Here is a 22,298-nt window from a genome sequence, read left to right on the forward strand (position 1 = left end):
CCTTATGCTTGCTCGTCTTCTTCTGTTTTGTATTTAGCTGCAGTTTCTTTGATAAGCGTTTGTAGCTCACCTTTTTGATACATTTCAGTCAGGATGTCACAACCGCCAATTAGCTCGCCTTCAACCCAAAGTTGAGGGAAAGTCGGCCAGTTAGCATACTTAGGTAATTCTGCACGGATATCTGGATGCTGGAGGATATCAACAAATGCAAATTGCTCATCACAATTAATCATGATTTGAGCTACTTGAGAAGAAAAACCACAGCTTGGTAACTTTGGTGAACCCTTCATATATACGATAATTGGATTTTCGGCGATTTGCTGCTTGATCTTTTCTACTGTTTCCATTTTTCTTTCCTGGTTATAACGTCATTACAATCGTCCCATTGTACGCCACTCTTTGTCAGAACAAAAACCTACTTTTTAAAGGGATAATATCAATACCAATTACATTAGTAATTTAATCAATTCAGAAGCGCTCAAGCTTTCAATTCAAGGCGCATTGACGACAGAATGGTTATTCCCTTGTGAGACCATGCAAAGCAGAAGTGGAATGCTTGAGCACTTCCCTCTGAGTGGGCTTCAAAGCACTGCATGCTGCGCCAGAAACTCTCGATATAGAATAACTATTAGCTTCAAGTTCCTGACTTGCCTTCAGTGCTTTGAATTCCCTCTGAATGAACAGATTATTAATGCAATTGGTATAATAGAAATAAACGATTAAGATAATCGCTCAATTGGAAGAAACAATGATACACTTCACAAGTTTATTAGGTAAAATGTTCCGCAGTGAGCAAGAACGCACAAAATAACAATCTAGAAGTTAACGGAGAAAACTAATGGCTTTTGAATTACCAGCATTACCTTACGCAAAGAACGCACTTGAGCCACATATCTCAGAAGAGACCATTAACTACCACTACGGTAAGCACCACAACACTTACGTTGTAAAGCTTAACGGTTTAGTTGAAGGTACTGACCTTGAGCAAAAGAGCCTAGAAGAGATCATCAAGACCTCTACTGGTGGTATCTTTAATAACGCAGCTCAAATCTGGAATCACACTTTCTACTGGAACTGCCTATCACCAAATGGTGGCGGTGAAGCTACAGGCCCAGTTGCTGATGCAATCAATGCAGCTTTCGGTTCTTTTGAAGCATTTAAAGCACAGTTCACTGATTCTGCAGTAAACAACTTTGGTAGCGCTTGGACATGGCTAGTAAAGAATGCCGACGGTACTGTAGCAATTGTTAACACTAGCAATGCAGCAACACCACTAACAGACGAAGGTGTTACGCCAATCATGACTGTAGACGTATGGGAACATGCTTACTACATCGATTACCGTAACGTACGTCCAGATTACCTAGCACACTTCTGGGAACTGGTTAACTGGGACTTTGTTAACGCAAACTTCGCAGGTTAAGCAAATCTATTAGGGTGTCTATTTATATAAGACCAACCTTATAGGATTTGAAAATCAATACCGCTCATTATGAGCGGTATTTTTTTCCCTAACGATAGCTAACCAGTAATGTAAACTATGGTTACACCAAGCAATTATTCTGATTAGTATAACAAGTGCTTTTTACCTAGAAATCTCTTGGATGATTCTGAATAGTAGTAATGAGATGGTGAATAAAAGACACTGGAAGGCACTGAGGTTTTGAAGTTTGAGGTTTAAGCTATTTGTGTGAGCAATAAAAATTAAGCTCAAAGCTGTTGAAGTGTCAAATGCTCGCTTATAAAAGCCCTCGAGTTACTGCTTAATAGCAAAAGTTAACACTAACGCTGACTGATACCAATCAGTGTAATAATTTATTCTACCCAAAGTTGTTAAACTCAGAGCGGCTAAACTCTCGCTGCGCGACTAAATGTTTATAAGGCTTGCCGTTAGATAGATATAAAAAATCCGAATACCCACGGCATTCGGATTTATATGTTGCTCTACGTTGTTTTGCTTTTAACTAAAACAATACACAACAGCTAACGTGTAACTAGCCAGTTAAGGGCTTACTTAAGTGCACCAATCGCTTCTTTACATAAAGCGGTAATACGTTCCCAATCACCCTGCTCCATTGCATCAGTTGGCGCAATCCAGCTACCACCAATACAATCAACATTTTTAAGTGCTAAGTAATCTTTGTAGCTACTTGGGGTTATACCGCCTGTTGGACAGAAACGAATATTAGCAAGCGGGCCAGAAAAAGCCTTAAGTGCGTTTACGCCACCAGATGCTTCTGCTGGGAAAAACTTAAAGTTTGTGTAACCCAGCGCCATTCCTTTCATGACTTCAGAAATACTCGCAACACCCGGAATTAATGGCGTATTGCCTTCCATCGCTGCTTCTAATAATTCTGTTGTCGCACCTGGGGTTATGACAAACTGTGCACCAGCGTTAACCGCTTGCTCAAGCTGCGCTTTATTTAGAATCGTTCCTGCACCCACTAAAGCTTCAGGCACTTCTTTAGCAATTTTAGTAATTGCTTCTAAAGCACAATCTGTACGAAGGGTGACTTCTAATACAGAAATACCACCTGCGACTAATGCTTTAGCCAACGGAACCGCATGTTCAATCTTATTGATCACCATTACAGGAACAATAGGGCTGCGTTTAAAAATATCTTGTGGTTGTAATGACCAGTTATTCTCAAGCATTGCGTTACTCTTCCTTAAAGATTAATAATTTTCATCAATAGCACTAGTGCAACGGGCACCAGTTTCAGGGCTACTTAAGTTAGAACGAAGTGCACCAAATAACTCTCGGCCCATACCGTAACTCGTTTTATGAAGGTCGACTTTCTCTGCAACTCGAGCATTCAGTTCCGCTTCATCAACGAGAAGAGATAGTTCACCCGTTGTTGCATTAACTCGGACTAAATCACCATTTTGGATCTTTGCAATAAGACCACCATCAAGTGCCTCTGGCGTTAAGTGAATTGCAGCAGGCACTTTACCTGAGGCGCCAGACATGCGGCCGTCGGTTAATAATGCAACTTTAAAGCCACGATCTTGCAAGGTTCCAAGGATAGGCGTAAGTTTATGTAGCTCAGGCATACCAACAGCTTTTGGTCCTTGTCCCTTAACAACAACCACACAGTCTCTATCTAAATCACCCGCTTGGAAAATCGCTTCTAGCTTGTTTTGATCATCAATAACAACGGCAGGAGCTTCTACAACGCGATGTTGTTCTTGTACTGCAGATACTTTAATCACAGCGCGGCCTAAGTTACCTTTGAGTAACTTTAAACCACCGTTACTTTGGAATGGCTTATCAAGACTAGTTAATACTTCTGCATCTAGGCTTGTTTGTGGGCCATCAACCCAAATCAGTTCGCCATCGCGGATCTGCGGCTCTTGGGTGTAACGCTTAAGACCGAAACCTGCAACGGTATCAACGTCTTCATGTAATAAGCCGCCATCTAGCAATTCTTTTATTAAGAACGCCATACCACCAGCAGCATGGAAATGGTTAATGTCTGCATGACCATTCGGGTAAACTCGAGCAACAAGAGGCACTGCATCTGAAAGTTCTGAGAAGTCATCCCAATTAATGATAATGCCTGCAGCACGTGCTGCTGCAACGATATGCATAGTCAGGTTAGTTGAACCACCGGTCGCTAGCAACGCAACAATACCGTTCACAATCGACTTTTCAGAAACAATTTTACCGATTGGCGTATATTGACTGCCCATGTCAGTTAATCGACAAACTTGCTTAGCAGCCGTCTTGCTTAATACTTCACGTAGCGGATCATCTGGATTAACAAATGATGAGCCTGGAAGCTGCAGTCCCATGACTTCTAACATTAACTGGTTACTATTAGCTGTACCGTAGAAAGTACAAGTACCCGCACTGTGGTAAGACTTAGATTCAGCATCTAACAAAGCAGCTCTATCAACTTCGCCTTGTGCATATTGCTGGCGAATGCGTGCTTTTTCTTTATTTGGTATACCAGACTTCATCGGACCCGCAGGTACAAATAGCATTGGCAGGTGGCCAAAACTCAAAGCACCAATCAACAGGCCCGGTACGATCTTGTCACAGATCCCAAGTAACAATGCGCCATCAAACATATTGTGTGACAAGCCAACAGCCGTGCCCATCGCAATGACTTCACGACTTAAAAGGCTTAGCTCCATACCAGGCTGACCTTGAGTCACACCATCACACATTGCGGGTACACCACCAGCAACCTGAGCAACACTGCCGATCTCATTACAAGCTTGCTTTAACATGTCTGGATATTCACCATATGGCTGGTGAGCAGATAACATGTCATTGAAAGAGGTAATAATACCTATATTGGCTTTGTTCAGCTGCTTAATAGCTGTTTTATCGCTTGGATTACAAGCAGCAAACCCGTGAGCTAAGTTACCGCAGCTAAGTGCGCTACGGTGTACACCTTGGTTTTTAGCATCATCGAGCGCCGCTAGGTATTTAGCGCGAGAATCTTTGCTTCGTTCAATAATTCTGTCTGTAACAGATTGTACAACGCTGTGCATAATTACTCCTTAAGCGCTCCAGTAAACATCGACAGGTGTTTTATGCTGACCGAGTACGGCTCGGATCGGCATCTCAGTGCTGTCATCGCTTACTAGTGCTTGTCGGTAAACATCCAATTTGGACTCACCAACGATATGTAAATAGATTTGACGGCTCGCTAAAATCGCAGACTTTGATAACGAGATCCGTGAATGAGGCGCATTGCCAGGTTTGACTGCAACACATAACTCCTCTGTCGTCAGAGCATGTTCAAGCTCTTCCGCTTGTGCGCAAGGGAACCAAGAGCAGGTATGGCCGTCATTACCCATACCTAACACCACCACATCGAATGGTTTTGGAAAACTGCCCAGTTGCTCTATCGCCATTTGGCAGCCTTCTTCAGGTGAAGAATACATATTCTTCAACCCACGAAATTTAGCACTCGCCGCTCGGTTCTTAAGTAGGTTATTTCTAACTAAGCGCTCGTTTGAGTCACTATGTTCTGCATCAACCCAGCGCTCGTCGGCAAGCGTGATGTATACATCACTCCAGTCGATAGTTTTTTTGCTCAATAACTCAAATAACTTGAGCGGTGTAGAACCACCAGAAACAATAAGACTCGCCTTACCTCTACTATCGACAGCTTCTTGCAACTGGTTTGCAATGCGCTCCGCTAGCTGTGCTTCAAGGGCTTCTTTATTATCAAATGACTTGAAAACGGTTTCTTTAATCATGCTTCCCCCTACTCGTCCCAAGAACGGCCGTCTTTCGTGATCAGAGCCACTGAAGCCACTGGTCCCCAGGTACCCGCAGGGTAAGGTTTAGGCTTTTCGTCTGTTTCTTCCCAAGCTTGAATAATACCGTCAACCCAGCTCCACGCTTGCTCGACTTCGTCACGGCGCACAAACAATGCTTGGTTGCCTAACATAGCTTCAAGTAATAAACGTTCGTAAGCGTCTGCAATACGTTCATTTTTAAACGTTTCAGAGAAACTTAAATCCAATTTGGTCGTTTGCAAACGTTGCTTTTCGCCCAAACCAGGTACCTTGTTTAACATCTGAATTTCTACGCCTTCGTGAGGCTGTAAACGAATAGTCAGTTTGTTTGGCGGCAAATTACGATAGTTAGAGCTATATAAGTTGTGCGGCGGGTTTTTAAAGTACACCACAATTTCAGAGCTCTTAAACGGCATGCGCTTACCACTACGCAGGTAAAATGGTACACCAGCCCAACGCCAGTTATCGATATCGACGCGAAGTGCCACAAACGTTTCAGCATTGGATTGAACGTTTGCACCTTCTTCTTCTAAGTAACCAGGAACAGGCGCACCTTTTAAGAAGCCTGAGCTATATTGGCCACGAACAGTATTTTCGTAAATATTATCAGCATTAATTGGACGCAATGACTTAAGTACTTTTACTTTTTCGTCACGAATATTATCAGCATCCAAGTTAACAGGTGGGTCCATCGCTACTAGCGTCAATACCTGTAGTAAATGGTTTTGGATCATGTCGCGCATCTGACCAGCTTTATCAAAATAGCCCCAACGCCCTTCAATCCCCACTTCTTCGGCAACAGTTAATTGCACATGGTCAATCGTTCGGTTATCCCACTTAGATGCAAATAAAGAGTTAGCAAAACGCAATGCTAGTAAGTTTTGGACCGTCTCTTTACCTAAATAATGGTCGATACGATAAACTTGATTTTCTTCGAAGTAAGCAGAAACTTGGTCGTTAATAATGCGGGAGGTTTCGAGATCAGAGCCGATAGGTTTTTCTAGAACAACACGAGAGTCAGGATAAATAAGATTTTGTTCATGGAGGCAACGGCAGATATCGCCAAAAATTGCTGGCGGAGTGGCAAAATAACTGACCATAACGCGCTTTTCAGGCTCTAAAATATCATGAAACGCCTGATAGCCATCAGATACAGTGAAGTTTGTTCCGACATAATGGCAACGGTCCAAGAAACGGTTCTTGGTTTCTTCGCAGAGCTCATCTTTTACAAAAGTCTCTAACGCAGTGATCACCAACTTGCGATATTCTTCTTGGCTAAAGTCATCTTTTGCTACGCCGAGGATTTTAGTATCGACATTCAGTAAGTTTGCTTTATCAAGTTGGTATAAAGAAGGAAGCAACTTACGCTTAGCTAAATCTCCTTTAGTCCCAAATAGAACAAAATCACAAGCTTTGGCTTTTGGTGTTGTTATGCCCATAGCTTCAAAATCTCCTTTTTGACTCTGTGCCCCATCGTTTTTGATGGGTATTCACACATTTGTTGTAATATAACAACAGAAATTAGTAATTGCATCTAAATTTTATAATAAACTTCAAGTTAGCCTATTAGGTATGTTACGCCATAATCTGATATGCTTTTGTGATAAAATTACTAAAATTTATCGTGTTTGTACCTGTTGTCATTATAAATTATTGTTGGCGTCAACGCTCCGCAAATAACGGTTAAAAGGCGTCAACCTAAAAGCTTTAACGAAATATAATAAAACTACATTACTATTGAGTGGACGTACGCATATGAATACCCTAGAAAAGGTGCAAAAAAGCCTTACCCATTTTAGTAAATCTGAACGTAAAGTTGCAGAGGTTATTTTATCCTCTCCACAAACGGCTATTCACTCTAGTATTGCCACTTTGGCTAAAATGGCTGATGTGAGTGAACCAACCGTCAACCGTTTTTGCCGACGTTTAGACACCAAAGGTTTTCCAGACTTCAAACTTCACTTGGCCCAAAGCTTAGCCAACGGTACACCTTATGTCAGTCGTCATGTAGAAGAAGATGATAGCCCAGACTCATATACGACTAAGATCTTCGAATCATCTATGGCATCGCTCGATACAGCCAGGCAAAGCATTGACACTGCGGCCGTAAACAAGGCCGTTGATATTTTAACCCAAGCAAAGAAAATTTCTTTCTTTGGCCTTGGAGCATCTGCGTCAGTAGCCCATGATGCACAAAACAAATTCTTCCGCTTTAATGTACCTGTTATCAGTTTTGACGACGTTTTAATGCAACGTATGAGCTGTATAAACAGTAATGAAGGCGATGTTGTTGTTCTTATCTCGCACACTGGACGTACAAAGTCGCTTATCGATATCGCAAAACTTGCCCGTGAAAACGGTGCCGCGGTTATTGGTATTACAGCTCGTAACTCTCCACTTTCTACAGTGTGTACACTTCCTGTGACAATGGAAGTACCAGAAGATACCGATATGTACTTACCAATGGCTTCACGTTTGGCACAGTTGGTTATAATTGACGTGCTCGCAACAGGATTTACACTAAGACGAGGTCCACGTTTCCGTGAAAACTTGAAGCGTGTTAAAGAAGTATTAAAAGAGTCAAGAATCGACAAAGATCCAATTTTGTAACTGACTTTCTACATAATATGTTGCTATTCAGCTGAAGCTGAATAGCCCATTTATCAATTAATGTTGGAATGCGTCACAAAATTAAAAACTTGAGTTAGATCATTTTGTTCGTAATTTTACTACATTTATGGACATTGTCTGATAATATAGGGTTAGAATTTTTTAAAACTTAACGGAGTATCTCATGTTCCGCAGAACCAAAATTGTAACAACTTTGGGTCCAGCCACTGACCGTGATGACAACTTACGCCGCATTATTGCTGCTGGTGCTAACGTTGTTCGCTTAAACTTCTCTCACGGTGCACCAGAAGATCATAAAAAACGCGCAGATGACACACGAGCTATTGCAAAAGAGCTAGGTGTGCACGTTGCTGTTTTAGGTGATCTACAAGGTCCAAAAATTCGCATTTCAACTTTCAAAGATAACAAAAAGGTTATGTTAGAGCTTGGTCAAGCCTATACCCTTGATGGCGATTTAGCGAAAGGTGAAGGCGACGAGACTCAAGTCGGTATCGATTATAAAGAGTTGCCAAAAGACGTTAGTCTAGGTGACATCTTAATGTTAGATGACGGCCGCGTTCAACTACGTGTTGAAAGTGTTGACGGTAATAAAGTTCACACAACAGTGACCGTTGCCGGTCCTTTATCTAACAATAAAGGTATCAATAAACAAGGTGGCGGTTTATCCGCTGCGGCACTTACAGAAAAAGATAAGCAAGACATCGTAACAGCAGCACAAATTGGTGTCGACTACCTTGCCGTATCTTTCCCTCGTAGTGGCGCAGACCTTAATTACGCTCGCGACTTAGCTCGTAAAGCTGGTAGTAACGCTCTTATTGTTTCAAAAGTTGAACGCGCTGAAGCGGTAGCAACTGATGAAGCAATGGATGATGTGATTATTGCCTCTGATGCCGTTATGGTTGCTCGTGGGGATTTGGGTGTTGAAATTGGCGACCCTGCGCTAGTTGCAGTGCAAAAGCGCTTGATCAGCCGTTCTCGTCAATTGAATAAGCCTGTTATTACAGCAACTCAAATGATGGAGTCAATGATCTCTAGCCCAATGCCAACTCGCGCAGAGGTTATGGACGTTGCTAACGCTGTACTTGATGGTACAGATGCGGTAATGCTTAGTGCAGAAACAGCTGCTGGTGATTTCCCAGAAGAAACCGTTAAAGCAATGGCTGAAGTATGTCTTGGCGCTGAGTCTCACCCAAGTGTTCAAGTCTCTAAGCACAGACTTGATCAGCAATTTACAACGATTGAAGAAACTGTTGCGCTATCAACCATGTACGCTGCTAATCACCTAGAAGGGATTAAAGCAATTATTGCCTTAACAGAATCTGGTGCTACACCACAGATGATGTCACGCATCAGCTCTGCGCTACCAATATTTGCACTGTCACGTCATGAGTCAACTCTTGCTAAGATGGCGCTATATCGCGGTGTCAAGCCGGTTTACTTTGATTCAACTGCACATGCTCCTGAAGCGGTTGCTCAAAGAGCACTAGAAACTCTATCTAAAGCGGGTTACCTTGAAAAAGGTGACATGGCAATGATGACTAAAGGCGATGCAATGGAAACTGTTGGTGGCACAAACACCAGCAAAGTCGTTGTTGTAGGTTAAAGTCAATATTTTTACTTGAGTTATTAAGTAAGATAAAAAGCTACTATTTTCCCAAATAGTAGCTTTTTTTATACCTATTATCGCTAAAAATTCAAATAGTATACCGCTTATAACTAAGTATTTAGCTGTAGAATAAACCAAGCTAAAACCACACCAATTTGCATTAGCAGACCATCCCCCCCAATATAACCTTTCCATTTAAAAGCAATACATTTCAATGCGTTTATTAAATAAGGTTAAAACACGATTGTTTTTATCTTATTCACATAGAAAATGTGTAGTCATACATATAAAAAATGATAGATAAACAACAAGGAAAAGTTGGACAATGAAACGGAAGTTATTAGTTATCTCCTGCACCACAGCATGCATAGTCTGCGGTTATTATTTTTATAGCTTTGATAAGCAAGAGAAAGCCACATTACAAAGTATTCCCACCCCAAACACGTCATTAACAAGCCGTAACGAAATGACTGAACACCAACAAACATTGGAAACTTCTGTTTCTAGTGAGACAGCTCAACAAACTAAATTGGTGCAGCTAACTTCCGCACACGCTCAATGCCAAAAACGCTATCAAAATTTTAGCGAGCAGGTTGCTGATATCCACAACGTGATTATTGCTGCAATCGAACTGGAATTACAGCAAGGCAAAACAGATAGGGAACTTCTCGCATATAGGTCGCAGTACAAGACCTTCTACGATAGTTACCAAGACTTATTGATTGAAGCTAAAAGCAATAACGAAAGAAAAAAATACGTTATCACCCAATCGAGTTCAATTTTGAAAGACTGGAGTGGACTGTCAGTCATTGAAGGTTTTAACACTGATACTATTGCTGCGTTAGTAACAGCACTAAAGCCATTAGAAAATGAAAATCACGGGCTTGGCATGACTATATCGTTAGCCCAAGATATAAATAAAGCTGATATTTACGCACTCCTCGATAATACAGACCATTTTACGACGTATTTAGAATCTCCACTTTATATTGCCGACAGCGCTGTTTTGTCACCATCGATTCTATTTATATTAATCGCTGAAAAGTTGAATATAGAAGAATATAAGCAAGCCGTAGCGTTACATTCATTTACAGTCAATGAAGTCGCTATCGCGATACAAAACAATATGGCAACCGAGTACTTAACCCCGCTGCTTGAACAAACAAAATCATTAGCGGATTTCCCTCTTTTTGCCCAAAATCAGCTCCATAACTCTAAAAATCTAGCTGACATTGCAGCCGCTAATTTTAATGTAGAAGCCTTAACCTTACTCGGTCAATATGGTGTTAAGCCCATTAATGAACCCGGAATATTAACCGCAATGGATATAGCCATATTAAATTTACCTCGTCGTGATACCGAGTATAATAAATTCAACCTCGACACCAACAAATTCCTCGACACACTTAATTACCTAATATTTCAAGGTTTTAAGGCTCATGGCAGTATTAGTTTGGACGAAACTGGTATAGACTTTAATCCCCCCTCCAAAGGTTTCTTTCATAGCGAAATGATTTCTAACGCTAAGCTAAAATCTCTTCTTAATCGTATCCCCCTTATTGATAACAGCTTTAATATTAAACAGCAGGAAGCTGATGACTCAGTTATCTCACTCGCCATTGCTAAAGCAAAGAGTAAACAAATGGCAATGACACAAAAATCAGAGCAATGCACATCAGTAAAACAACAGCTGCTTGCCGAACAAAGTTTTAAAGGACGAGATAAAGCTTACGATATCATTAAAGAGATAGAGCAAGATCCTACCGATGTTAAACAACGTTTACATGATATTGACCCAGTGCTAGTCGGACTTTGGCAAGAGCATAAGCTTAACTTTAGACCCGCCCCATTAAATTCTGACTCGAGTGATACATTCGAACGTTTGATCGCCGACGGAAAAATAGCACAAGCACGTGATTACAGTGCTCACACCCCATTAACACTGTCACAAACAGATATATTATTTAGGTTCATGCTACGTCGAAATATTGATTTACTGTCCGTATGGAAGGCTAGAGTTTCACCGCTAGCGCCCACCGACTTAATGTACTTCAAAAATTTGCCGATAGAAAAGTGGCAGGGCTTATTAGATCAGGGTTTTGATTTCTTGCTAGTCGATCAGCTAGGAAGAGATGTTTTTATGGCTGCGGCTTTACATTCACCACAAGCACTCCAGTTTTTAGTTGATAATAATTTTAAACTCAATGTTGATAAACATGGCTTAGATGCACTTGATACACTGCTCGAAGCTAGCTATAAAAATGGACAGTTACATGAAAACTTGCCTAAATTGCTCTCACTCTATCCCAAGTTTCGTGTAAGTCATTATGCAAGAGTCGCAAGAATAAAGAAATTCCTTCCTAAAGAGTATCAACAGCTTATAGCTATGAATAAAGCCCTTACCCCGATTGCAAGAACTGAGCTAAACAAATTTAGAAGCCGCTATTTTTAACAATTAGCGCAATATTACAATCAAAACATAGTATCGATATCGCTAAACAACAAAAAATGCCGCCTTATTCAGTACTCATTTAGGTACATCATAAGCCGGCATTTTATTTGGCTGCTCTTAGGTTAGATAACGAAGAGCACACTTGATGACATCTAGATGCTAGTTTCGATTAAAGAGTCTCAAAGTCATCAACATTGATAGCAGCAAGACGCAATGCATCAGCTTTAACCAATTGTTGATACTCTTCAGTCGTAATTAGCGAACTTTCTAATGCTGCATCGAACAATGGCAATGGTGCTAGCTTAGGCAGCGCTCCTTCTTTTTGTGCTTGTTTAAGCTTGGCATATAATCCTTTACAAGCACACTTAGCCATAAATGCATTTTCAACTTCGGCAATACCGCCAGTATCACCTGTAAAGTCAGGGCATAAATGAGTCAATCTATCACGAGCCGGTGATGGTTTACTCATAGCAGCAACAAGATCGATAGATTGCTTATCTGTCGCGTCTTTAAAACGATTACCTAGAGGGAAAATTAGAGCACGCAAAATCAGAGCAATACCACGATTAGGGAAATTGCGTATGGCTTCATCTAAGGCCTTAGCAGCTAAATGTAAACGGGTAGCCATAACATGTCGCACTGCTGGTAAATCATCAAACTGGCGACCGTTATCTTCAAATAACTTCAGTGTTGCAGAGCCTAAGTAAAGTTGGCTTAACACGTCCCCCATTCGAGCACTCAACATTTCTTTACGTTTTAAATCACCACCAAGGATCAACATCGATACGTCTGTCATAAAGGCCAACGCCGCTGACAATCGAGTCATGTCTTTATAATATTGCTTAGTTTCACCACTCACTGGCGACGCTGTAAAACGGCTCCCCGTTAATGCATTACCTAATGCACTAAATGCATTACGTGTTGCGTAACCTATATGCCCAAGCAATAAAGAATCAAAACGTTCAAGTGCTGCGTCAGTATCTTGCATTCCTGCAGCTTCCATTTCCGCAAGCACATAAGGGTGACAACGTGTGGCACCTTGGCCAAAAATCATTAAGCTACGAGTTAGAATATTCGCGCCTTCAACCGTAATTGAAATCGGAAGAGCCATGTAACCATGACCTAAGTAGTTCTTAGGACCAAGTTGGATCCCTTTACCAGATTGAATATCCATTGCATCGTCAACGACTTTACGACCAAGCTCTGTCATATGGTATTTAGCGATAGCGGTTACCACTGATGGCTTTACTTTTAAATCGATACCCGTTGTGGTTAAACGTCTAGCAGCTTCAAGCTGATAGGTATTAGCAATAACACGAGCAAGCGCCTCTTGCACGCCTTCAAACTGCGCGATAGGCAGACCAAATTGTTGACGAACAACGCTGTAAGCCGTTGTAGTTTTGGTTGCCATATGGCCTGATGCAGTTGAAAGAGCCGGCAATGAAATACCACGTCCTGCAGATAGGCACTCAACCAACATACGCCAGCCGCGGCCAGCGTATTGCGGTCCCCCAATAATCCAATCTAGAGGAATAAATACATCTTCGCCTTGGGTTGTACCATTCATAAAAGCTAGATTTAACGGATTATGACGGCGACCAATTTTAACGCCTTGATGATCAGTTGGAATTAACGCACAGGTGATACCAATATGTTTAACATCCCCTAATAACCCTTCTGGGTCTGACATTTGAAACGCCAAGCCAAGTACGTCGGCGACTGGAGCAAGGGTAATGTAACGTTTATTCCAATTAAGTTTTAAACCTAAGGTGTCTTCACCATTAAATTCTCGGCGGCAGACAACTCCAGTATCAGGAATTGCACCTGCATCACTTCCCGCTTCAGGTCCAGTTAACGCAAAACATGGAATTGCTCGCCCATCAGCAAGTAATGGCAACCAGTGTTCTTTTTGTTCAGAGGTACCATAGTGTGTCAGTAACTCACCTGGGCCTAACGAGTTAGGTACCATAACCGTTACTGCTGCACTTACGCTACGGCTAGCAATTTTACTGACAATGGTTGAGTTTGCGTAGGCAGAAAATGCTTTACCACCATATTTTTTGGGGATAATTAAGGCGAAGAAACCTTCTTTTTTGAAATAGTCCCATAGCTCTGGTGGTAAGTCTTTTCTATTATTAACAATGTCGTAGTCATCAATCATTGTTAACGCTGTCATGACCTGATTATCAATAAAATCTTGCTCTTCTGAAGTCAGTGTCGGTTTACCGTAACTATGTAAAACTTGCCAATTAGGTTTACCTTTAAATAGCTCTCCTTCCCACCAAACATCACCCGCTTCCATCGCTTCTTTTTCAGTGCTAGATAAAGGCGGCAATACTTGTTTAAAAAAACTGAAAACAGGACGCGTGATTAGCTGCATCCTGATATTTTTAACACTGAATACAACGACTATTGCAGCAAGCAATAATATTAATAATGTCGTAGCCATAATTTTTACATTACATCCTTAGTAAGTGGAACAGACACACCAGCTGATAAATAGGGGATAACTTTTCTGATCACGGCTTCGATGTCATTGTGCTCACCAAAATCTGCAGCGGCAATTTCAGTCAACGCATCGGCCGATGCCATAGTGAAAACAACGGTACCTAAAGTGAAGTGTAATCGCCAAAACATCTCTGCAGGTGGAATATGCGGCGCGCTTTCAGCCACAGCCTTGACAAATAAGCCGAGGTACTCGCCATAATGAGTGGTAATAAACCAACGCAGATGCCCTTGACTCTCAATATAACCTCGACCTAAAAGCTGTAGAAAAGTCGTAGTACCTTCAGCACGAAGCTGATTAAGGTCAAGTAAAGGGCCGACAAGTGTTGAGAAAATTGCATCCAAAGAAGCATTACTATTCTCTTCACGCACAGCGACAATAGCTTTAGCTGCTGCTGGCATAAACACATCTAGGTAACGGGCTAACACCGCTCTAATTAGCTCTTTTTTAGAACCAAAATGATAATTTACAGAAGCAAGGTTCACTTCGGCTTTACTTGTAATTAGTCTTAGTGAGGTCTCTGAGAAGCCTCTTTCTGCAAATAATTTTTCCGCAGCGTCCAGTATTCTTGTTTTTGTATCGGAGCGATTTGCCATTCCGTTGCCTTCATATCTATTTAAAACACTCGTTTAAATTAAACATTCGCTTTCAGCTTGTCAAACAAATTCCCGATATATCAGTATAAACTGACCTTTATGGTCTTTATAAAACCGAGATAGCAATAAGGCCTATTTAGGCCTTTATTGACCCAACTAATTTTCACCTTAAAAAATAGAAACTTTAATAACAATTAAAACGACAATTAATATTCATCCTGATAAAAAAAGCCTAAGGCGAGTATTGCCTGAAGATGAAACATCTAATCAGCGTTAAGCAAAATCGTAACAAAACTCTTAGTCAAGTTAGCCTCCATTAATAGTGACTAGAGTCGTTATCATTTTAAGCCTTTCTGATGTTAGCTTTTACTGAACCCTCTGTTAATTGGCAACAAAACAAGTAAAATGGGCAACACAAAAATAACAAAGGATTTCAACGATGAACACGACCTCAATTAAGGTATCTAAATTGTCGGCTGTTATTGCACTAGTATTGGGGGCTTCAGCTTGTAGCCAATCAGAAACCGACTCTAGCCCTGCAACAGTAGATAAAACAGCAGAGGCAAAGCAGTTTATTACTAATGCTGAAGCACAAATGGCTGAGCTTTCACTAGAAATTAACCGCTCAGAATGGATTTACAGTAACTTTATTACGGAAGATACTGCCGCTCTGTCTGCTAGTGTAGCTGAAAAATACACTGCAAAATCAGTGGAGCTTGCAACTCTTGCAGCACAATATGCAGGTTTGGAGCTGAGCGATGAAGAAAAAAGAAAGCTCAATATTCTACGTAGCTCTATTGTATTACCCTCCCCTCTCGATCCAGTAAAAAATGCAGAGCTTGCTAACATTAGTGCTGAATTAAACGGCTTATACGGCAAAGGGAAATATTGCTTTAAAGATGGTCGCTGCCTAAGTCAACCGGAATTATCAGCGATTATGGCTGATTCAAAGGATCCAGATGAACTATTAGAAGTTTGGCAAGGTTGGCGAGAAATTGCTAAGCCTATGCGCCCTCTATTTGAACGTGAAGTTGAACTTGCCAATGAAGGTGCAATAGACCTTGGCTATGCTGATCTTTCAGAGCTTTGGCGCAGTAACTACGATATGAAACCTGATGAGTTTTCTACTGAGCTAGATCGTTTATGGGGCCAAGTTAAGCCGCTGTATGATTCACTGCATTGTTATGTGCGTGGTGAACTAAATGAACAATATGGAGAAGACATTGCTCCTGCATCGGGGCCAATACCAGCGCATTTACTCGGTAACATGTGGGCACAAAGTTGGGGCAATATCTATGAACAAGTTGCTCCTCAAGATGCTGATCCGGGTTACAACGTAACAGAGCTACTTGCTCAGCATAACTATGATGAAGTAAAAATGGTCGAGCAAGCAGAGAGCTTCTTTACTTCACTAGGCTTTGAGCCATTACCAGACACGTTCTGGAAACGATCTTTGTTTGTACAGCCAGAAGATCGAGATGTTGTGTGCCATGCGTCAGCGTGGGATCTCGACAACTTAGACGATATTCGCATTAAGATGTGCATTCAAAAAACGGCTGAAGACTTTACCGTTATTCATCATGAATTAGGTCATAACTTCTACCAACGCGCTTATAAAAATCAACCTTTTATCTTTAAAAACAGCGCTAACGACGGCTTCCATGAAGCTATTGGCGATACCGTTGCGCTTTCTATTACGCCAAATTATCTAAAGCAAATAGGGCTATTAGATGAAGTGCCAGATGCTTCTAAAGATATTGGCCTATTGCTTAAACAAGCATTAGATAAAGTTGCCTTCTTACCTTTCGGCTTGATGATCGACCAATGGCGCTGGAAAGTATTTAGCGGTGAAATTACACCAGAGCAATACAATCAAGCTTGGTGGGAACTACGTGAAAAATACCAAGGTGTTAAAGCACCAATGGCACGTACTGAAGCAGACTTTGACCCAGGCGCTAAATACCATGTGCCAGGAAATGTGCCATATACACGTTACTTTTTAGCGCACATTTTGCAATTCCAATTCCACAAATCATTGTGTGAAATTGCTGGTGATAACGGTCCGGTGCATCGCTGTAGTATATATGGCAATAAAGAAGCCGGTGCTAAACTTAACACCATGTTAGAAATGGGACAAAGTAAACCATGGCCAGAAGCTTTAGCGGCCGTTACAGGCACGAAGGAGATGGATGCAAAAGCTGTACTTGATTACTTTGCGCCTTTACAAGCATGGTTAGATGAGCAAAACAATTCAGCGAACCGACAGTGTGGCTGGTAAATTTTTACACCATGTATAGTTTATAGCAAAAAGGCCATTAATTGTTGTTAATGGCCTTTTTAGACATTGTCGCAATCACCTCAAATTTAATAAAAGCTTTCACTGACACCTTTCGAATATTGTTCAAAATTGATACTAGCGTACCTTGACGCCCTTATGGTTAGTTTCTCGGGTTTCAATCCGCTTTTGTTCAGACTTAGTCAACATAACATATAAAGCTCCGGTACCTCCGTGATGGCGCTGTGCGCTATGGAAAGCCAAGACTTCTTCGATCTGCTCTAACCATGAAGCAACAAAAGACTTCATTAACCCCGGGAAAGGTTTAGCCTTAGCTCCTTTACCATGAATCACTAGTATACAGCGTTCCCCGCGGGCTCTGCTTGCTAGGATCTGCTGATACAGAGCTTCTCTTGCCTGCGAAACCTTAAGCATATGCAAATCAATTTCATATTTAATCGGATATCCCCCGAGGCTTAGGCGATGAAAAACCGCTTCTTGAACCCCATCACGTTTAAACTCAACGATTGCATCGGGTAAAATAGCTGTAATTAAATTAGGGTCTAGCGTCAACTTGGCGAGTTGCTCACTCACCTGTAATTGTTTTCTGCGCAGGTTTTGCGCTTCAGTTGATACCTTCTGCTCGCTAATCGTAGTCGTCGTATTATTTTTAAGTGGCTGAACACCTGCCATCTCAGAAAGAAACAGACTCATTTCTTCTTCAACCATAATCCCCCCAATTAGCCTAGAACCACCAAACCATTATCTGAAAAATGTTCAATGTGCGTAAAAGCTAAACACTGCAACACATCTTGTAATGATCTAGTACTTTAGTTCACCTTAACCATCTATTATAGTGTTAGTTATTATATTCCTAGTTTGCCCTATTACATGCTTAAAAAAGTTGCAACAGCGTTTACACTCATTAATTTAATTTACTTTAGCCTACTTCAAGTCGCACTTGCGGATGATAATGAAGCACTAAATGCTGTCTATAACCAATTTAGTGATGCTTTTAACGAGCTTGATGCTAGCAGAATGAAATCCATTTATTCTGAAGATGCTTGTTATATTCCAGAAAGCCAAGGTGAAGGGATCACTATGGGTCGTGATAAAATCGTCGCTTTATACGATACTTTTTTCGGTAAAATTAAACACAAAAATGCAAAAATTGAAGTCGACTTCCGTGTAATAGAACGCAATATTGAAGGTTCCAGTGCAACGGATATCGGTTATTACCTCATTAGATTCCATCCACCAATTGATAATGGCGAGCCAAGCAGTGAATTTGCGGGGAAATTTGTTGGTGTATCGAAAAAGAAAAATGACGGTAAATGGTACCTCACTGTTGATACTAACAATCGAGCTGAAGCGTCATTTTATTATAATGCTAAACCTAGTCCAAACCTTTATTATGGTCGCCAATTTCCAGCGTTAAGCCAACAATCAGTACCAAGTAACCATGACCAACATTAATATTGATCCACAATCTCTTTGCCCTTGTTGCTCAAAGCAAACTTACCAGCAATGTTGCCAACCATTTCATCTTAAAAAGCAATCCGCAAAGACACCAGAGCAATTAATGCGCTCACGTTTTTGTGCTTTCTATTTAAAAGATTATGACTACTTAATTGCGACTCACCATAGCCAATACCTTAACGGCCTCGATACGGAGACGCTCGCACAAGAGCCTTTACCGCAATGGTTAAGTCTGGATGTGATCCGCAGTTCGCATACAAATGATAAAGGACAAGTTACATTTCAAGCTTGGTATAAACTCGATGATGAGATTGATGCTATCCATGAATGCTCAGATTTTCTAAAATGTGATGGCCAATGGCTGTATACCGAGGGCAAGCAAATGGATCCTGTGATGCCTAATCGTAACGACAAGTGCGTTTGCTATAGTGGTAAGAAGTTCAAACAATGTTGTGGTGGGTAACGATCAGAAACATTACTGCAAAGTGATTAATCGAAAATCTGTTTTAACTTAGTAATGACTCCCCTATTGTTTCATTTACAAATCAGCCTTTAGTCATAATTGATAATATTCAATTATGACAGCCTAACCGGTCAAGATGAGGCTACAAAGCTCTTTAGCTGTATGTTGTACAAGTTACACCTCTTCAAACTCTTAACCCCTACCGAGCAAAACTCAACAACTCGATTCTAAAATTCAGACTCAAGGTTAGCGTTTAAAAACTGCAAATATTGGGGCTTATGAATTAAAGAGAGGTAACTGCAACATGCTGGCATAAAACTGACGAACAGTAAGAAGCCACTAAATACCCTATAGCTTATTGCTTTTAATAGAGATTGGACTATGTGTTATTAAGTATTACAAAGGCCTACAGCTCTAATGAATTGAAGGGGATTTCGCTAAAAACTGGCTAAACTCTGACTCTCTTAATGCTGGACTGTATAAAAACCCTTGAGCTTGATGGCATAAATGTTCAGCCAAAAATGACTCTTGTTCTTTGGTTTCAACCCCCTCAGCTGTTAATGAAATATTCAACGCCGATGCCATGGCAATAATAGCACTAACAATTTCTCGACTTTCATGGCTAACGCTGAGATCAGAGATAAAGGAGCGATCAATCTTCAATTTACTGATCGGGAACTGCTTAAGGTATCTCATTGAGCTATAACCTGTACCAAAGTCATCAATGGCTAAGCCAACACCTAAATCAGCTAATTCATTGCAGAGATTTGTCGCAGAACGAATATCTTCCATCAGCTCTGTTTCAGTGATCTCCAGAATTAAGCTATGAGGCTTTAAGCGATAACGAGTAACCAACGACCAAACTTGTTCAAATAAGGTACCGCTAAAAAACTGTCTCGCTGACACGTTTACATGCATTGAGATATCAATTTGGTGACGCTGCCACAAATTTAACTGTTTGCATGCAGCCTCTAGTACCCAAGAGCCAATATCATTAATTAACCCTGATTGCTCAGCAATATCAATAAAAGCACCAGGATATAACACGCCTTTTTTAGGGTGATGCCAGCGAATAAGCGCTTCTGCGCCAATATAAGCCTGCTTTTTTAAGTCTTTTAGCGGTTGATAATAAAGCTCAAACTGACGACCTTTAATTGCAGCTACCAAATCACGCTCAATCTGTGCATCTTCTTTAAAGGCATTCAGTAACGCTGAATTAAATACTTGAATCGCGTTACCTTGTTTATTTTTAGCATATTGCAGCGCAATATCAGCACAGGTTAACGAAGAAAACTGCTCTTCAATAGATGCTATATCCACTCGTGCTAATGCCGGTTTAGGCTCTATCTGCTCAATACCTATGGTGATTGGGGCTTCAAGCTGACGATATAAGCGTTCTGTCGCTTGTTGAATACTGAACTCATCTTCGTTATTTTCAAATAAAATACCGAACTCATCACTACCAATGCGCGCGATTTCTGATAGTTGATGTACCTCGGCAAAATGGCGGATACGCCGGGCAATTTCAATCAACATCACATCGCCATTTGCATGCCCATAAGTATCATTAAACCGTTTAAAGCCACGTAAATCGATCAGCACCATGTGGCCTGATTTAAGCTTTTTAAGTACTCGACTAAAATGGGTACGATTATAAAGGCCTGTTAATCCACACCGCCAAGCTAAGCGCAATAACTCACTTTGATGATGATGTTGCTCAGTGCAGTTTTCTGCATTCACCAGTGCAAAGTGATTACCCCTTTCAGAGATAAAGCGTTTTACAGATAAGCGCATCCAATAAGCGCTGCCATCATGCCGAATGAGATTTATCTCTTCTTCGCAAGGCTCGCCATTACGGGCTTTATTAAGGACGGACTCAGATAAATTGGGATACTGTTTGAAAAAATCTAAGACTTGAATTTTGCGACCTAAAATTCGCTCTTTAGGGACTTTTGTCAATTCAAAATGGGCATTATTCACATACTCGATACAATCAGTAGCTAAGTTAACGACCATCATGATTTGGTCTGATTGCTCGGCTGCTGATAGCAATAATGTTAAACGCTCGTCTTTATCATATCCATACTTAGTCGCTAGAGTCAGTGCTAATTGGTCGGCTACTTGAGAACAGAGCTGCACTTCGCTTTCATGCCAAGGTTCAGAGCTCTCGGTACGTTCCAAACTTAACATACCCTCTAAATGGCCGTTAATTCGAATAGCGACTTCTAGCACAGCGCGTATGCCATGCCCTTGATAGTAAGCTTGCAACTCCACTAACCGAGGGTCGTCAACACAATGTTCAGAAGTTATGTGACGCTCTACTTTCAACTGGCTAATGAAGTCGTCACACAAAGAAGGTTTTGGTCGGTAAGATTGAACTTGGGAGAGAGTTTTAGAAGGTAAAGAAGCTATTGTTAAGCGTGTGATTTGTTCGAGCGTGTCGTTTTCACTACAAATCGCAGAAACGACAACACTTGATACATTAAGCTGCTGTGAAAGTAATTCAGCGGCAATTTGTGCAGTGGCCTTAAAATCACCGAGCTGCTTTGCTTCTGAATTAACAATGTATTCCAACAATTGTTGAGATTTTTGCTTCTTCACACGTCATCCTAAAATAAGGCAAACAACTTGTTCACCAATCGCTTTAATACTTAAAGCTAAATTATATTTTTTATAGGGTACAAGACTACACGAATTAACGTAATTTCAGCAAGTTCTACCAGCCTAGTTTACAGACCATTTTCAAGTTGAAATATCATTTTTTCAGCAGTAAATGCAAAGGTTAGACTAATTTTTACACTTTGGTCTTCAACCTGGCTGTCTGCTGTTACGTCGTCAAAACGTTGTTGTGCCTTAGCGATTATATCATTTGCTAATTGCTGGCAATTTTCGCCATTTAATTCTAATTCTAAAACCGTATCGTGCTCATCGATTACAGCACCAACATCCACAAAGCTACCACAATCAGTACAAGTGTCGTTGACCAAATTTGACTGCGCTTGTTGAATATTTTTCATATTAATATGTCTCT

17 protein-coding genes are annotated in these 22,298 nt (G+C 40.9%); 7 read left to right on the forward strand and 10 right to left on the reverse strand.

The window, feature by feature from the left end; all coding sequences use genetic code 11:
• Positions 1–2 precede the first annotated feature (2 nt).
• Positions 3–347 carry a Grx4 family monothiol glutaredoxin gene (locus L2747_RS01070; protein ID WP_248997279.1) on the reverse strand — a complete coding sequence of 115 codons (345 nt, stop codon included), beginning with the start codon at positions 345–347 and terminating at the stop codon, positions 3–5.
• A gap of 491 nt (positions 348–838) precedes the next feature.
• Here L2747_RS01070 and sodB point away from each other — a divergent pair, with 491 nt between their 5' ends.
• Positions 839–1,423, forward strand: coding sequence for a superoxide dismutase [Fe] (sodB, locus tag L2747_RS01075; protein WP_220782184.1), 585 nt, complete (start codon positions 839–841; stop codon positions 1,421–1,423).
• Between the two features lie 587 nt (positions 1,424–2,010).
• On the opposite strand, the gene L2747_RS01080 is transcribed toward sodB, so the two are convergent.
• Genes L2747_RS01080 through zwf form a run of 4 tightly spaced genes read right to left on the reverse strand, consistent with a single transcriptional unit; the run spans position 2,011 to position 6,698 of the window.
• Complete coding sequence (locus tag L2747_RS01080; RefSeq protein ID WP_248997280.1) at positions 2,011–2,655, reverse strand: bifunctional 4-hydroxy-2-oxoglutarate aldolase/2-dehydro-3-deoxy-phosphogluconate aldolase; 645 nt, start codon at positions 2,653–2,655, stop codon at positions 2,011–2,013.
• Between the two features lie 21 nt (positions 2,656–2,676).
• The gene (gene edd / locus L2747_RS01085; RefSeq protein WP_248997281.1) at positions 2,677–4,503 is read right to left on the reverse strand and encodes a phosphogluconate dehydratase; all 1,827 of its coding nucleotides are present in this window, start codon (positions 4,501–4,503) and stop codon (positions 2,677–2,679) included.
• Between the two features lie 9 nt (positions 4,504–4,512).
• The gene (gene pgl / locus L2747_RS01090; RefSeq protein WP_248997282.1) at positions 4,513–5,217 is read right to left on the reverse strand and encodes a 6-phosphogluconolactonase; all 705 of its coding nucleotides are present in this window, start codon (positions 5,215–5,217) and stop codon (positions 4,513–4,515) included.
• 8 nt (positions 5,218–5,225) lie between these two features.
• Positions 5,226–6,698, reverse strand: a complete 1,473-nt coding sequence (gene zwf / locus L2747_RS01095; protein WP_248997283.1) for a glucose-6-phosphate dehydrogenase — start codon at positions 6,696–6,698, stop codon at positions 5,226–5,228.
• Positions 6,699–7,014: 316 nt separating this feature from the next.
• On the opposite strand from zwf, the gene L2747_RS01100 reads away from it, so the two are divergent.
• From L2747_RS01100 to L2747_RS01110, 3 genes are all read left to right on the forward strand, one after another.
• Positions 7,015–7,869 carry a MurR/RpiR family transcriptional regulator gene (locus tag L2747_RS01100; protein WP_220782179.1) on the forward strand — a complete coding sequence of 285 codons (855 nt, stop codon included), beginning with the start codon at positions 7,015–7,017 and terminating at the stop codon, positions 7,867–7,869.
• A gap of 184 nt (positions 7,870–8,053) precedes the next feature.
• Positions 8,054–9,493, forward strand: a complete 1,440-nt coding sequence (gene pyk, locus L2747_RS01105) for a pyruvate kinase (RefSeq protein WP_248997284.1) — start codon at positions 8,054–8,056, stop codon at positions 9,491–9,493.
• Between the two features lie 328 nt (positions 9,494–9,821).
• Entirely contained in the window at positions 9,822–11,948 is a 2,127-nt protein-coding gene (locus L2747_RS01110; RefSeq protein ID WP_248997285.1) for a hypothetical protein, read from the forward strand.
• A gap of 169 nt (positions 11,949–12,117) precedes the next feature.
• On the opposite strand, the gene L2747_RS01115 is transcribed toward L2747_RS01110, so the two are convergent.
• Both L2747_RS01115 and psrA read right to left on the reverse strand, forming a co-directional pair.
• Positions 12,118–14,397, reverse strand: coding sequence for an acyl-CoA dehydrogenase (locus L2747_RS01115; protein ID WP_248997286.1), 2,280 nt, complete (start codon positions 14,395–14,397; stop codon positions 12,118–12,120).
• A 5-nt stretch (positions 14,398–14,402) separates the two neighbouring features.
• Complete coding sequence (psrA, locus tag L2747_RS01120) at positions 14,403–15,050, reverse strand: TetR family transcriptional repressor PsrA (RefSeq protein WP_248997287.1); 648 nt, start codon at positions 15,048–15,050, stop codon at positions 14,403–14,405.
• A 439-nt stretch (positions 15,051–15,489) separates the two neighbouring features.
• Between psrA and L2747_RS01125 the strand changes: the two genes are divergently transcribed.
• Positions 15,490–17,328: a M2 family metallopeptidase gene (locus L2747_RS01125; protein ID WP_248997288.1), complete on the forward strand. Its 1,839-nt coding sequence runs from the start codon at positions 15,490–15,492 to the stop codon at positions 17,326–17,328.
• A 135-nt stretch (positions 17,329–17,463) separates the two neighbouring features.
• On the opposite strand, the gene smrA is transcribed toward L2747_RS01125, so the two are convergent.
• On the reverse strand, positions 17,464–18,054 hold the full coding sequence (gene smrA / locus L2747_RS01130) for a DNA endonuclease SmrA (RefSeq protein WP_248997289.1): 591 nt from the start codon (positions 18,052–18,054) through the stop codon (positions 17,464–17,466).
• A gap of 162 nt (positions 18,055–18,216) precedes the next feature.
• Between smrA and L2747_RS01135 the strand changes: the two genes are divergently transcribed.
• Complete coding sequence (locus tag L2747_RS01135) at positions 18,217–18,801, forward strand: YybH family protein (RefSeq protein ID WP_248997290.1); 585 nt, start codon at positions 18,217–18,219, stop codon at positions 18,799–18,801.
• Positions 18,788–19,267 (forward strand): YchJ family protein, encoded by a 480-nt coding sequence (locus tag L2747_RS01140; protein WP_248997291.1) that lies wholly within the window; start codon positions 18,788–18,790, stop codon positions 19,265–19,267. Before L2747_RS01135 ends, L2747_RS01140 begins: the two co-directional genes overlap by 14 nt.
• 414 nt (positions 19,268–19,681) lie before the next feature.
• Here the strand turns inward: L2747_RS01140 and L2747_RS01145 are convergent, their stop codons facing one another.
• Positions 19,682–21,868 (reverse strand): bifunctional diguanylate cyclase/phosphodiesterase, encoded by a 2,187-nt coding sequence (locus L2747_RS01145; protein WP_248997292.1) that lies wholly within the window; start codon positions 21,866–21,868, stop codon positions 19,682–19,684.
• 128 nt (positions 21,869–21,996) lie between these two features.
• The gene (locus L2747_RS01150) at positions 21,997–22,284 is read right to left on the reverse strand and encodes a DUF406 family protein (RefSeq protein ID WP_248997293.1); all 288 of its coding nucleotides are present in this window, start codon (positions 22,282–22,284) and stop codon (positions 21,997–21,999) included.
• Positions 22,285–22,298 lie beyond the last annotated feature (14 nt).

This window comes from Shewanella marinintestina (assembly GCF_023283845.1).
GTDB lineage: Bacteria > Pseudomonadota > Gammaproteobacteria > Enterobacterales > Shewanellaceae > Shewanella > Shewanella marinintestina.

Coding starts and splice junctions, on each gene's coding strand:
- sodB (WP_220782184.1), top strand. CDS start 839: ATGGCTTTTGAATTACCAGCATTACCTTACGCAAAGAACGCACTTGAG.
- edd (WP_248997281.1), bottom strand. CDS start 4,503: ATGCACAGCGTTGTACAATCTGTTACAGACAGAATTATTGAACGAAGC.
- smrA (WP_248997289.1), bottom strand. CDS start 18,054: ATGGTTGAAGAAGAAATGAGTCTGTTTCTTTCTGAGATGGCAGGTGTT.
- zwf (WP_248997283.1), bottom strand. CDS start 6,698: ATGGGCATAACAACACCAAAAGCCAAAGCTTGTGATTTTGTTCTATTT.
- L2747_RS01115 (WP_248997286.1), bottom strand. CDS start 14,397: ATGGCTACGACATTATTAATATTATTGCTTGCTGCAATAGTCGTTGTA.
- L2747_RS01125 (WP_248997288.1), top strand. CDS start 15,490: ATGAACACGACCTCAATTAAGGTATCTAAATTGTCGGCTGTTATTGCA.
- pyk (WP_248997284.1), top strand. CDS start 8,054: ATGTTCCGCAGAACCAAAATTGTAACAACTTTGGGTCCAGCCACTGAC.
- psrA (WP_248997287.1), bottom strand. CDS start 15,050: ATGGCAAATCGCTCCGATACAAAAACAAGAATACTGGACGCTGCGGAA.
- L2747_RS01140 (WP_248997291.1), top strand. CDS start 18,788: ATGACCAACATTAATATTGATCCACAATCTCTTTGCCCTTGTTGCTCA.
- L2747_RS01135 (WP_248997290.1), top strand. CDS start 18,217: ATGCTTAAAAAAGTTGCAACAGCGTTTACACTCATTAATTTAATTTAC.
- L2747_RS01100 (WP_220782179.1), top strand. CDS start 7,015: ATGAATACCCTAGAAAAGGTGCAAAAAAGCCTTACCCATTTTAGTAAA.
- pgl (WP_248997282.1), bottom strand. CDS start 5,217: ATGATTAAAGAAACCGTTTTCAAGTCATTTGATAATAAAGAAGCCCTT.
- L2747_RS01110 (WP_248997285.1), top strand. CDS start 9,822: ATGAAACGGAAGTTATTAGTTATCTCCTGCACCACAGCATGCATAGTC.
- L2747_RS01070 (WP_248997279.1), bottom strand. CDS start 347: ATGGAAACAGTAGAAAAGATCAAGCAGCAAATCGCCGAAAATCCAATT.
- L2747_RS01080 (WP_248997280.1), bottom strand. CDS start 2,655: ATGCTTGAGAATAACTGGTCATTACAACCACAAGATATTTTTAAACGC.
- L2747_RS01150 (WP_248997293.1), bottom strand. CDS start 22,284: ATGAAAAATATTCAACAAGCGCAGTCAAATTTGGTCAACGACACTTGT.